This is a genomic window from Roseospira visakhapatnamensis, from assembly GCF_014197915.1.
GTDB lineage: Bacteria > Pseudomonadota > Alphaproteobacteria > Rhodospirillales > Rhodospirillaceae > Rhodospira > Rhodospira visakhapatnamensis.
Map to the genome: position 1 here is coordinate 13,175 of NZ_JACIGK010000017.1, position 13,376 is coordinate 26,550.

Consider the following 13,376-nt stretch of genomic DNA (forward strand, 5'->3'; position numbering starts at 1 on the left):
TCAGATGACGTCGACGCCGTGGATGTCGAGCACCGTCTGGCGGTACCGGGCGAACGCCTCGTCGTAGGCCGGCTTCGCGGCGGCGCGCGGCGCGCAGGTCTTGGTCTCGTCCATCCGCACCGCCTGCCCGGTGAGATCGGTCAGGGCCACCGGGGCGCCCGAAGCCTTGGCCCAGGCCCAATGCGCCTGCAACGCGGCGCCCAGCGCGCCGCCTTCCTCGGTGCGCGGGACCATCACCCGCGATCCCGTGGCGTCGGCGATCATCTGGCGCCATTGCGCGGACTTGGCGCCGCCGCCGATGAGGACGATGCACTCGCGGGGGCGGCCGCGCTGGATCAGGGTCAGGCCGGCCAGCATGCCGAAGGTGACGCCCTCGGTCATGGCGCGCAGCAGGTGGGCCGGCGTCATGTTGACGGTGGTGAGGCCGTGGATGCCGCCCCGGGCGTGCGGCAGATCCGGGGTGCGCTCGCCGTTCAGGAACGGCAGGACCGTGATCCCCCCGGCCCCGGGCGGGCTCTCGGCCAGCGCCTCGTCGATGACGCGGACATCCTTGCCCAGCAGGCTCGCCGCCCGGCTGGTCACGTCGGCGGCGTTCATCATGCAGACCAGCGGCAGCCAGCCGCCGCTGCTGGAGCAGAAGGCGGCCACCCGCCCCTTGGGATCGGTCACGGGCGTGTCGCTGTAGGAATAGGCCGCCGCCGAGGTGCCGATGGACAGCGTCACCACGCCCTCGCGGACGTTGCCCGTGCCGATGGCGCCCATCATGTTGTCGCCGCCACCGGCCGCCACCAGGCAGCCGGTGGACAGGCCCAGCGCCTCGGCGACCTCGCCGCGCAGCGGGCCGACCACGTCGTCCGGCCCCACGAGGTCGGGCAGCGCCCGGGCCAGGTGTCCGCTGCCGCCGTCGATGAGGGCCAGCACGTCCTCGGCCCAGCGGCGCGCGCGGATGTCGAAGAACGCGGTGCCCGAGGCATCGCCGTATTCGGCCACCCGGCGCCCGGTGAGCCAGAAGTTGAGGTAGTCGTGCGGCAGCAGGATCGACCGGAGCCGCGCGAAGGTCTCCGGCTCCGTCTCCTTCAGCCAGGCCAGCTTGGAGACCGTGTAGCCGGTCAGGGGCACGATGCCGAGCGTCGCCTCCCAGGTCTCCGGACCGCCGAGGCGGGCACACAGGGCGGCGTTCTGGTCCGCCGTCTCGGTGTCGTTCCACAGCTTGGCGGGGCGCAGGGGGGTGCCGGCGTCGTCCAGCACCACCAAACCATGCTGCTGGCCGGACACCGCCATGGCGCGGATGTCCGCCCCGGCGACGCCCGAGTCCTGGATCGCCATGCGTGACGCCGCGATCGCCGCCTCGACCCACCAGCGGGGGTCCTGCTCGCGCTTGCCGGACGGGGTTTCGATCAGGGCATGGGCGGCGTGGCCGACGCCACGGATCGTGCCGCCCTCGTCCACGATCACGGTCTTGGTCCCCTGTGTGCCGCAATCCAGTCCCAGAAACATGGTCCTCAATCCTGCGATGTCCGTTGACGTGGTCTCGGGCGGCCGGCGCGATGCCGGATCGGCCCGTCCGGTCTAGGCGTTTGATGGCCCCTTCGCCGGGTCCGAGGAGCGGGGCTCGCCCTTCGGGGGGCGTTCGATCGCGGCCCGGTGCCGCTGGCCGTGACGGCGCAGGCTGCGGAACGCGGTCGGCGAGAGGTCGATGTAGCGCTGAAAGTTGCGGTTGAACGTCGACAAGGTGCCGTAGCCGACGTCATGGGCGATGCCGGTGATGGTGCCGTCTGTTTCGATCAGAAGCTGGCATGCCTTGAAAATCCGCAGGCGATTGATGTACTCGACACATCCGCACCGAATATGGCGTTCGAAGAAACGAGAGAACGTGGATAGCTCCATGTTCTCCATTTCGGCCAGCTCGGAGCAGGTGAATTCGGGGCGGCTTATGTTTTCCGCGATCGTGCGAAGAATGTTTTCAAGGCGCTGGGGGTATTTGCAGCTATAGCTTTTCCATTCGACCGACAGGCTCTGCTTGCCTTCATCGGCGATCAAGCAGTCGACGATATCGAAAAACAGCGCGAGGCGGCGCGGACCGTACTGGTCGACCAGCTCTTCAATCTTGGGGATGACGCTGGCCGAGACCTCGTCGGAGAACAGCAGGCCCGAGGTTCCTTGCGTCAGCAGGTCGCGCAAGGCCGAGCAGTCGGCGAACTGCTCGATACAGCGGCCGGCGAACTCGGCGCTGAACTGCAACACAAGGTCGCGGCCCGGGATGAAGTCGCCCAGGAACTCGTCGTCCGCGTAACCATCGGCGTCGGTGACCCACATGTGGGGCAGGTTCGGCCCCGTCAGGATCAGGTTGCCCGGCTCGAACGGCCCCGTGTAGGTCCCGACGTAGCACAGACCGGAACTGCGCCGGATGGCGTGCAGTTCGTATTCCGGATGATAGTGCCAGCCGGTGAGGTCGGAGGGATACCCATGCCGGTAGGCGCGGACCCCCCGGTCCAGTGGCGCGGCTATGGCTTCCCGCAGCGGTTTCGTGCGCACAATCCCGCCTCCTTCCACGGGACCCGTCCCACGGTCCGGAGAAATGACCATGGACGGGCCGGGCGGATGGTCCCCTCGCGGGTCCCGATCACAGGGAGATTTGCAGCTTCACGTCGTCCGGGCGGTGTTCCGCGGCGCGCCGGAAGGCCGCCACCGAGTCCGCGAAGTCGAACGCGCCGGAGATCAGGGGCTTCAGGTCGATGCGGCCGCTGCCCAGCAGCTTGAGGGCGCGATCCCACACGTTGGCGTAGCGGAAGGTGCCGGTCAGGGCGATTTCCTTGGCCTGAAGGGCGACGACATCCAGCCCGACCGGGGCGGCGGGCATGCCCACCAGGACGATCCGGCCGCCGGGGCACACCAGATCGATCATGGTCTCGTGCGGCTTGGAACTGCCGCTGGCCTCAAGGAAGAGATCGGCGCCGCGCCCGTCCGTGCGCTCGGCGACGACCTTGGCCAGATCCTGGCTGCGGGCGTCAACGGTCGTGACCTCCGGCAGGCGGTCGATCAGGGCGAGCTTCTCGGCGGCGACGTCGCTGACGATGACCTCGGCGCAGCCACCGGCCAGGGCGGCGTGGACCACCATCATGCCGATGGTGCCGGCGCCGGTGACCACGGCGATGTCGCCGGGGCGAATGTTGGCCTTGGCGGCCGCGTGCACGCCGATGGCCAGGGGCTCCACCATGGCGCCCTCGGCGAAGCTGACGCTGTCCGGCAGGCGGTAGGTCAGGGACGCGGGGTGGACCACCGTGGGCGTCAGGCACCCGTGGATGGGCGGCGTGGCCCAGAAGCGGACCGCCGGGTCCAGGTGGTACATGCCGCGCAGGGTTTCCACCGACCTGAAATCGGGGATCCCGGGTTCCATGCAGACCCGGTCCCCGGGCCGCAGGTGGGTGACGTCCGCGCCCACGGCGTCGACGACGCCGGAGGCCTCGTGGCCCAGGATCATGGGCTCCTTGACGACGAAATCGCCAATGCGACCATGTTCATAGTAGTGGACGTCGCTTCCGCATATGCCAACAGATTTTATGGCGACACGGACGTCCTTGGGGCCAGGCTCGGCGCTTCCGGAGACGTCAATGTCTCGGACGGAAATTTCGCCTATACGCTCGAGCACGACGCCTTTTACAAGCATGGAAACCTCCAGCGAAAACCTTGACTAGAGAAACACTTGATTACTGGTTTCCCCATCATCCGCTGATCTTGAACGGGAGCGGCGCGTCACGCTACGCCATATTTCCAATAGTCTGTGCAATATTTTACAGGCCGGCTTGAGGCGGGGCGTCATCCCGGCGGCGTACGCGGTTGAGAGTCCTGGCCGGTAGGCCGGCCGGGGGCATCAACGGCCCATCTCACCGACCGCCGGGGGCGTCCGGACTCGCGCGTGCCGGCGCCGGGGCCGCGCCAAGGGGGCGGGAGCTTCGGGGCGCTTCGGATGGGAGCATGGGCGCGAGCCGCACATGGACCGCCATGGCCCGTCGCGACGACCGTTGGTCTCAGCCCAGGCGAGTCCTGGCCTTCTCGATGATGCGGGCCAGCTTGTCCCGCTTGATGGGTTTCAGCAGGTACCCCTTTGCCCCGGCCTCCAGGGAGTTGAAGAGCAGGCGCTCCTGTCCGTGGGACGTGACCATGATGATGGTGGCATCGGGGAACTCGTTGATGATCATGCGGGTCGCCTCGACGCCATCCATGTCGGGCATGGTGATGTCCATGGTAACCAGATCCGGGGTCAGGTGCCGGTACGACTCGACCGCGCCTTCGCCGGTCCCCGCCGTTCCCACCACCGCGTGCCCGAGGTCGGTCAGGATCGTGGTGATTTTCGTCACCGTGATCAGGGAATCATCGACAACGAGAACGCGAAGGGCGGACATGGTGCTTCCTAAACCTTAGAGTTTATCGGTGCGTCGAGCGGGTCCCGGGCGTCGGCGACGCTGACGTCGAGGACTCCCTTGTCCGTGATCACGCGCATCGTGGCGATGAAAGCGTCACGATTCCGGTGTGCCCATTGGGTGTTGTCCAGCACCACGGGGGGCGACAGGCTGATGGCCATGCCCCCCGACGGCAGGTCTGCGGTTCCCAGGCCGAGCGCCATGTTGACGGCCTCCGCAGCGCAGTCCTCTCGATACGGGCCCACATCGTCCCCGTCCATGATCAGCGGTCCAGTCATGCCCTCGACAAGGCTCTCCAGGAGAGGTTCCTCGAAACTGAAGGCAACCAGGGCGCTCACGGGCGCGCCCAAGGTCGCCAGGACGGTCACGGCGTGCGGACGACGGATGTCCGCTGCGCGGGACGCCACCGTTCCGTCCCGCACCGTGATTCCCGCCTCCTCCGACAGCACCTGGCGGGTGCGTGAGAGGATGGAGTCAAACAGGTGCTGAATCAGGGCATCGCCAAAACCACCTTCAGACGAAAATCCCGGGGCTTTGCGGCCATACATAGAAGCTTCTTCCCTACCGGATTGGCATGCAGTACGCTACCCCCACCGATGAGGAAAGCCGAGTTTGCCCGAGGAACACAAGCGCCAACTGTGCGCCGTGTTCGTGCGTCCTGTGCGCCCCGCCGGCCACCCCGCCTCAGGCCGCGCGCGCGGTCACGCCCAACGCCAACCCATGCTGTTTCAGGAAGTCTTGTCCTTCCTGGTATCCCAGGTGGAACAGACGTTCCAGGTTGGATCGAGACCAGTCGAGGGCCGTGTAATCCCATTCATCCGGAATAGGGAAGTCCAGGGTCAGGGCATTGATTTTCCTGTCCTTGTTCTTTTCATTCTCGTTCCATTCTTTCAGGCGCACGTGAAAGAGTTCCAGGTTGGCCCGGTCCAGGGGAATCAACGCCGAGATGATGGACTGCCCATAGGCATGCCACAGCCCGCGCGGGGGTTGCAGGTACTTGGCGTTTCCGAATGAATTGAAGATGACGAGGTTGTCGACGATCTTGTGATGTTCGTGCATGTATCGCATGACACCCTGGAAGTTGAATGCTTCTTCCGTGGCGCCCTCGATATAGCTTCGTCCATTTTTTTCGGTGGGTGGATAAATGAAGGGAAAGGAGCCACTGGCACCGAAGACCTCAGGCGTGATCTCCGCCTTGGAAAAGACCGCCATTTTGTGATCGGTCAGGTTGTAGGTGTTGAGGTAAATCTCTTCATCGATCGTCCTGAGCTTCTCGAAATCGACGATCTCCGTGATGAACGGCGTGTGGGCGCAAAGCCCCTTGCTCCAGGGCGTGAGCAGGGATGGCGTGGTCAGCGCCCACCACGCCTGGACGAGGTCACTGGCCAGCTTCTGGCCGTTGCTCATCCGAGACTGGTCCATGATGCGGCGATAGCCGGGCGCCTTGGACAGCAGGAACCGATAGGCGTCGGCCAGCTTTCCCTGTTTCTGGAACACCTTGTAGTTCATGGGCAGCACCTTGTAGATCGCATCCGAGATCCCAAGGTTCATGGAATTCCTGAGGGCGCTGGCCCGGTCCGTGCCTTTCGGCGCCACGTAGCTCAGGGCGACGGCGCCGCCACCGCCGGCGCCGGTGATCACATCGAATCGGAAGCCCGCTTCCTCGAAGGCGAGCAAGGCCCCGGTCATGAGGGTGAAGTTCGGCGCGCCACCCCCCAGGACCAGCGCGTTGACGGGCTTCCGCTGCGCTGTCGTATCGTCCATGTCTTCGCCCTCCCATTTCCCGTGACGGTCGTGTTCTCAGGGTCGTGATCCGGCCCCGGTCCTTGATGGTCCGTCGTGACGGCCGCCGGCGTTATCCCTGCGGTGTGGACAGGTCTTGCGCGATCACGCGCTGGATGAAGGCCGCGTCCTCGAAAACAGAATAGTGGGTCCCCTCCCGCATGTGCACGTGAAGGCGGCTGTTGGTGAAGCGGCCCCAGCCCAGCACGTCCTCGCGCGACACATACGGGTCGCCGCGCGAGACGAAGCAGGTGATGGGAATGTCCCAGGGGCGCCCCGGCCGGTAGCGGTACAGGGACGTCATTTCGAACTCGGCGCGCACCGCCGGCAGCATCAGCCGGCGCAACTCCGGGTCATCCAGGAACTCGTCGGAGGCGGCCATGTCGAACTGGCGGATGATGCTGGAGAACACGGCGTCCGGCTGGCGGTAGGGGGGCACCAGGGGCTGATAGTCCTTCAGCCCGGCCAGGTGGCGGGCCAGGCGCCGCTCGAACGGGCCGGCGATCCGCACCCGGTCCGGGGACCGGGTGCCCGAACAGAACAGGTGGCGGGGCTGGGGCCGTCCCGACTCCACCAGCGCCCGCGCCGTCTCGTAGAGGGTCAGGCCGCCCAGGCAATGGCCGAAGAGGGCATAGGGCCGGTCCAGCAGGCCGTCCATGTCGGCGAGAACGCTGGCCACGAAGGTGTCCATGTCCCGGACCGGCGGTTCGTGGATGCGCGACAGGCGTCCGGGCGGTTCCACGGCGAACATCTCGATGGCCGGATCCGTCTGCGGCGCCCAGGTCTGGAAGGCCGCCGAGCCGCCCCCGGCGAAGGGGAAGCAGAACAGGCGAAAGCGCGGGTTTTCCCTTGGGGTGATGGGCATCAGCCAGGCCCCTCGGGCCGGGACGGCGCCGGTCTCACCCACCGATGGCTTGGGGTGGGGCGTGGCCGGCTGTCGGCGCGGGGTGGCGGCGATCGCCGCCTCGTCGGGCGCCCTGTCGCCGCCGCCGCCGCCGTTGCCGGCGGCGTCCAGGCCGCGCAGGTCGGACCAGACCTCGTCGATCACCTGGGCGATGGGGGGACCCTGGATCAACCGCGCGGCGGGAATGCGCACCCCCGTGGCCCCCTCCACGCGATTGATGAGGGTCACGGCCATCAGCGAATCCAGTCCCAGCTCCCGCAAGGGCCGCTCCGGATCGGGCGGCGACCCCATGCCCAGGGTGGCCGCCGCCTGGGCGGTCAGGAAGTCGGTGAGGGCGGCCCGCCGGTCCGCCCGGTCGTCGCCATCCAGGCGCGCGCGCAGGGTGGCCACGTCATCGGCCAGCCCTACCGCGTCCGGGGTCCGGGTGGCCAGTTCCGCATAGTACGGGGGCGGCTTCTGGAACTGGCGCAGAAACAGGGACCAGTCGGTCAGCGCCACCACGGCCTGGGTCATGGGAGCGCCGAAGAGGGCATCGAACGCCTCCCGCCCCAGGGCCGGAGGAAGGTAGGTCATGCCCCGGGCGCGCCAGATGGCCTCGCCCCGCTCGCCCAGGTCCTCGGCGAGCCCGGCCTCGGCCCATGGTCCCCAGTTGATGGACTGCGCGGGCAGGCCCAGGGCCCGCCGGTGGACGGCGAGCGCGTCCAGGCAGGCGTTGCCGGCCGTGTAGTTGGTCTGTCCCGCCGAGCCGATCACCGACAGGACGGACGAGAACAGCACGAACGCCTCCAGGGGCAGGCCGGCGGACTCCCGGTGCAGCCTCCAGGCGGCGTCCAGCTTGGGCGCCAGGGCCTCCCGGAACCGGCTCCAGGTCATGCCCTCGGCCATGCCGTCCCGCAGCACGCCGGCCACGTGGTAGATCCCCCGCACGGGCGGATCCATGGCGCGTAGCTCGGCCATCAGGGCCTTGACGTCGCCAGGGTCGGCGACATCGGCCCGGGCCAGCACCACCGTGGCCCCCAGGGCCTCCAGGCGGGCCGTCACCGCCCCGGCGTTGGCGGCCTCGGCGCCCCGGCGGCTGGCGAGCACCAGGGTGGGGGCGGGACGGTTGCGGGCGATCCACGCGGCCGTCTCCACGCCCAGCGCGCCCAGCCCGCCGGTGACCAGATAGGTTCCCGGCCGGGCCTGGGGCGTTCGGACCGGGGGCGGCTCCGCGCGGACCAGGCGGGCGGCCAGCCGCGCGCCCCCGCGAAATCCCACCTGATCCTCGCCGTCCCCGGCCCGCAGGTGATGGGCCAGCGCGGCGGCGTCCCGCGCCGGATCGCCGCCGGCCTCCAGGTCCACCAGGCCACCCCATGCGGCCGGTGCCTCCAGCGACAGCGAGCGCCCAAGACCCCAGAGCCCGGCCTGGAGCACGTCACAGGGGGCCTGGGCGGGGGCGACCGGCATCGCGCCCCGGGTCACCAGCCAGAGGCGCGGCGGCGTGTCGATGCGGTCGCGCAGGTCGCCGATGGCCTGGGCCCAGGCGAGGGCCGACCCCAGAACCGCGCGCTGCGGGTCCTCGGTGGCCCAGTCGACGGCCGCCACCGGTCCGGAGTCCGGTCCCATCAGGTGGACGACGCCGAGGCGATCCCTGTCCCCGTTGGTGATCGTCTCCAGGAGCGTCCGCGCCGCGTCCCGGTCGCGGGGTACCTCGGCGGTCGCGATCACGCGTGCCGCCGGCCCGAGGGCGCCGGCGAGGGCGCGTCCCAGCCCCTCCCGGTCGCCGCCCAGCACCAGCCAGCGGTTGGGCGTGGTCGCCGGCGTCGCGTCGGTGGCCGGGGGGCAGGCGATCCAGGACGGCCGGTAGAGCCAGCCGCCCCTGTCCGCGCCGGCGGCCTGGAACAGCGCGCGGGGCAGGACCTTGAGCGTCAGGCCCCGGACGGCGGCGACATCGCGCCCCTCCCGGTCGAACACCGCCAAGTCGACGACGGACACGGCGGGGATATGCCCCGGGCGGCGGCGGGCGTGCACCCACAGCTCCCGCGCCTCGGTGGGATGGACCCGCACCCGCTCCAGGGCGACGGGCAGGGCCACCCGGGTCCCCTCGGGGGGCGGCGTGCTGAAGTCGCCGACCCCGTCCAGAACGGCGGGATAGAGGTGCAGGCAGGCGTCCAGCACCGCCGGATGGAGCACGCCGTTGAGGGTGAGCGGCAGGGCGTCGGGGGCGCGGACGCGGGCCAGCGCCTCGCCGTCGCCGCGCCACAGGCTCTGGATGCCCCGGAAGACGGGGCCGTAGCCGAGGCCCAGGCCCCGGAGGATGGCGTAGTAGCGCTCCGCCCGCACCGACTGGCCGCAGCGGCGGCGGGTGGCGTCGGCGTCGAAGCGCCGCCGGTTCGGGCCGTCCGGCGCCGTTTCCAGCGGTCGCAGGACGCCGTCCATGTGGGACCGCCATTGGTCCGCGCCGTGGTCCGCGCCGTCGTCCGGCCCGGCGTGGCGCGCCAGCGGCCGGCTCGCCAGGGTGAAGCGCACCGCGCCTCCGGGGCCGGCGTCCTGCGCCGTCACGGTCAGGGCCAGATGGCCCTCGCGCTCGCCCGCTCCCGCGCCTCCGCCGTCGTCCGGCAGGATCATCGCCTCGGCGTGGGACAGGTCGGCGATCTCCACCGGGGCGTCACCGAAGCGCGCCCGCGCGGCGGCCAGGGCGGCGGCGAGCCCGGCGGTGGTGGGCAGGACCACGGCATCGTGGACCCGGTGGTCGGCCAGCCAGGGCTGGCGCGCCACGCTCCAGAAGGACCGGAAGCGCAGATCCGGCGGCGGCAGCGGCAGCCGGTCCCCGGCCAGGGACCCGGACGATGGTGGCCCGGCCGTCGCGCCGGCCGGCCCGGGCGCCGCCGACAGCGGCAGGCCGTCGGCCCAGAACCGCTCCCGCTGGAAGGCGTAGGTCGGCAGGGAGAGGCGGCGCGCGCCGTGGCCCTGGTTCACCCGCGCCCAGTCGATGGCGTAGCCCCGCCGGTAAAGGGCCGCGACCGTCTCCAGCACCCGGCGGCCGGTGTCCTCGGGCACGTCCAGGGTGGCATGCCAGGCCAGGTCGGCGCCCTCCACCGCGCCCGATCCCAGGGCCAGCAGGCTCCGTCCCGGTCCCAGTTCGATGAAGTCGGTGACCCCCAGGTCGGCCAGGCCACGGACGGCGTCGGCATAGCGCACCACCCCCCGGGCCTGATCCGACCAGTAGGCCGGCTCCGGGGCGGCCTCCAGGCGGGTTCCAGTGGCCGTCGAGATCCAGGGCAGGCGCGGGTCGCCGGCGTCCTCGCCCCGGGCCGCGTCGCGCAGGGCCGCCAGCATGGGATCCATGAGCGGCGAATGGAAGGCGTGGGACACGGTCAGCCGCTTGAAGCCGATGCCCCGGGTTTCCGCCAGGGCCAGGGCGGCGTCCAGGGCGTGCGCCGCGCCCGACAGCACCGTGGCCATCGGCCCGTTGACCGAGGCGATGGCCAGATCCGCCCGCCCCGTGGCGGCCAGCAGGTCGCGCACGTCGGCTTCTCCGGCCAGCAGGGCCGCCATGGCGCCGCCGGCGGGCAGGGCCTGCATCAGCCGCCCCCGGGTGGCGACCAGACGGGCGGCGGCGTCCAGGTCGAGCACCCCGGCCACGCGGGCGGCGGCGATCTCACCGACGCTGTGCCCGACGACGCCGGCCGGCCGCAGGCCCCAGGCGTCCAGCAGGGCCGCCAGGGCGTGTTCCACGGCGAACAGGCAGGGCTGGGTATAGCCGGTCTGGTCGATCAGGGCCGCGTCCGCCTCGGACTCCGGGAACAGGACCGAGGCCAGGGGGCGGTCCAGGTGCGCGTCCAGGGCCGCGGCGGCGGCGTCCAGGGCGTCCCGGAACACCGGTTCGGTCGCATACAGGGCGCGGCCCATGTTGGCCACCTGGGCACCCTGGCCGCTGAACAGGACGCCGAGGGCGCGGTCCGGCCGGGCCGTTCGCGCCGGCGGGCGATCGACGGAGACGCCCTCCAGGCGCGACACCAGATCGTCGATCGAGGACACCACGAAGGCCACGCGCACGTCGAAATGGGCACGCCCCGCGCCCAGGGTGTGGCACAGGTCGCCAAGGTCGACGTCGGGATGCTCCAGCAGCCACGCCCGATGGCGGGCGGCGGTGGCCGCCAGCGCCTCCGGGCTCTTGGCCGACAGCGGGAAGACCCAGGCGGCGCGGCGGGACACGGTCGCTCGCGGGGGCGGCGGCGGCGCCTGTTCCAGGATGGCGGCGGCGTTGGTGCCGCCGATGCCCAGGGTGTTCACCAGCGCCCGGCGCGGCTGCGCGGCGGTCCGTGTCGGGTAGGGCCGGGCCGCCGTGTTGATGACGAAGCCGCCGCCGTCCAGGTCCAGACGCGGATTGGGGCGCCGCAGGTTGATGGTCGGGGGGATCATCCCGTCCCGGAGCGTCAGCGTCGCCTTGATCAGGGAGGCCAGGCCCGCGCTGTGCTCGGCGTGGCCGATGTTGGGCTTCACCGACCCCAGCACCCGGGGGCCGTCCGCGCCCTCCGAGCCCTCCGAGCCCGCCGGCCCCAGGACCATCCGCACCGCCTCGACCTCGTTCGGGTCGCCGATGACGGTGCCCGTGCCGTGGCATTCCACGTAGCCCACGCTGGCCGGATCCACGTCGGCGCGCGCCAGGGCCGCCGCCATCGCCTCGGCCTGACACAGGGCGTTGGTCCCGGCGTAGTTGGCCTTGCGGGCGCCGTCGTTGTTCACCGCGCTGCCCCGCAGGACACCGTGGATGGGGTCGCCGTCGGCCAGCGCCTTGTCGAGCGGCTTGAGCAGCACGGCCGCCACGCCGCTGGCGAAATGGGTTCCGCCCGCCTCGGCGTCGAAGGTGCGGATGTGTCCGTCCGGCGAATGCACCGAGCCCTTCACCGCCCGGTAACCCGACGCCAGGGGCACGCGAATGGTGGAGGCGGCGGCCAGCGCGAGGTCGCACTCGCCGGCGTCCAGGGCCTGGCGCGCGAGGTCCACCAGGACCATCGAGGTGGAGCAGGCGGTCTGCACGTTCAGGCTGGGGCCGGTCAGGTCCAGCTTGAAGGATACCCGCGTACTCGCGAAATCCTTGTCGTTGCCCAGGTGAAGCACGCTGACGGTGTGGCCCCGGGCCTCCGGATGGTGCCCCAGGGCGTTGACCAGATAGTTGGTCACCACGCTGCCGGTCGCCGCGTAGACGCCCACCGGCCCCAAGTGGCGGCCGGGCACGACGCCCGCGTCCTCGAAGGTTTCCCAGGCCACCTCCAGCAGGACGCGAATCTGGGGGTCGGTCAGCCGGGCCTCGTGGGGTGAGTAGCCGAAAAAGCCCGCGTCGAAGTGGTCCGCTTCGGGCACCGGGAAGGCCGCCTTCACATAGTCGGGCGCGGCCACCATCGCGGGATCGTTGCCCGCCTCAAGAAGCTCGGTGTTCGTGAAGCGCGCGAGGGACTCCACGCCGTTCAGCAGGTTGCGCCAGTACGCATGCCGGTCCGTCGCCCCGGGCAGGCGGCAGGCCATGCCGATGATCGCCACGGGGGTCGACGATCGGCCGCGTCCGTGGGAGGTCACCATGCCCCCCCGTCGCCCGAATCGTTCCCCTGGTTCGGCGTCGGGGTCATGTCCCGCAAGCGGTCGCGCGCCCGCTCCATCACGCCCCGGGTGGCCTCAAGTTGATCGATGACCAGGCTCAGGACCCAGAACAGCATCTGAAGCCGGAGCGCCGCGCGCATGGTGCGCTTCTCGCCGCGATCGGCGATCATGGTCATCAGGAAGGGCAGCAGGGCGAACAGCCTTTCCGAGGCGCTGGTCGATGGCGCCGCTTCCTCGCTCGGTCCGCGTCCCGGTCCGTGCTCCCACCGCTCGTGGTTTCCGCGTCCGTCGTCTCCGACCCCGCCGTTCGTGCCCTTCGCCCCGTCCACCATGTGCCCCCGTGCCTGTGCCCCGTGCCCGTGCCTGTCTACACGGGCGTACTCGGCCCCTCGCTTCGTTTCCTGTTGGAAAAAAAGCGTCCCTCCATCGCAATGTTTGTTATGCCATGCTCAAGCGAATTGTGGCAAATTGGAATGGATGATCGTCGCGGCGATTTTTTGCCAAGGATATAGTCACGGTTACTCGGACAGAGCGATGACAATATCTGGAAACAACTTTGTCGTGGGAAAGCTGCTCTCACACGTGAGATAGTGGTATCGTGGCAACGTCTGTGGGCGTTTCCGCCTTTCACAGCGGGCCGCGCGGCTCCAAGGGGGCCAGGGTCCATCGAAATCAGGCGATTTGAACGG

8 protein-coding genes are annotated in these 13,376 nt (G+C 70.1%); all 8 read right to left on the reverse strand.

Annotation, left to right across the window (positions count from 1 at the left end):
• The 8 genes from xylB to GGD89_RS11905 all read right to left on the reverse strand — a co-directional run bounded on the left by xylB (window position 1) and on the right by GGD89_RS11905 (window position 13,019).
• On the reverse strand, window positions 1-1,497 hold the full coding sequence (gene xylB / locus GGD89_RS11870; RefSeq protein WP_184045493.1) for a xylulokinase: 1,497 nt from the start codon (window positions 1,495-1,497) through the stop codon (window positions 1-3).
• 72 nt (window positions 1,498-1,569) lie between these two features.
• Complete coding sequence (locus GGD89_RS11875; protein WP_184045495.1) at window positions 1,570-2,535, reverse strand: helix-turn-helix domain-containing protein; 966 nt, start codon at window positions 2,533-2,535, stop codon at window positions 1,570-1,572.
• 88 nt (window positions 2,536-2,623) lie between these two features.
• Window positions 2,624-3,667: an NAD(P)-dependent alcohol dehydrogenase gene (locus GGD89_RS11880; RefSeq protein ID WP_184045497.1), complete on the reverse strand. Its 1,044-nt coding sequence runs from the start codon at window positions 3,665-3,667 to the stop codon at window positions 2,624-2,626.
• A 361-nt stretch (window positions 3,668-4,028) separates the two neighbouring features.
• Entirely contained in the window at window positions 4,029-4,403 is a 375-nt protein-coding gene (locus GGD89_RS11885) for a response regulator (RefSeq protein ID WP_184045499.1), read from the reverse strand.
• Between the two features lie 8 nt (window positions 4,404-4,411).
• On the reverse strand, window positions 4,412-4,969 hold the full coding sequence (locus tag GGD89_RS11890) for a chemotaxis protein CheX (protein ID WP_184045501.1): 558 nt from the start codon (window positions 4,967-4,969) through the stop codon (window positions 4,412-4,414).
• Between the two features lie 136 nt (window positions 4,970-5,105).
• Window positions 5,106-6,185, reverse strand: coding sequence for a patatin-like phospholipase family protein (locus GGD89_RS11895; RefSeq protein WP_184045503.1), 1,080 nt, complete (start codon window positions 6,183-6,185; stop codon window positions 5,106-5,108).
• 91 nt (window positions 6,186-6,276) lie between these two features.
• Window positions 6,277-12,669 (reverse strand): type I polyketide synthase, encoded by a 6,393-nt coding sequence (locus GGD89_RS11900; protein WP_184045505.1) that lies wholly within the window; start codon window positions 12,667-12,669, stop codon window positions 6,277-6,279.
• Window positions 12,663-13,019, reverse strand: a complete 357-nt coding sequence (locus GGD89_RS11905; protein WP_184045507.1) for a hypothetical protein — start codon at window positions 13,017-13,019, stop codon at window positions 12,663-12,665. The genes GGD89_RS11900 and GGD89_RS11905 overlap by 7 nt, the downstream gene beginning before the upstream one ends.
• Between the last annotated feature and the right edge of the window lie 357 nt (window positions 13,020-13,376).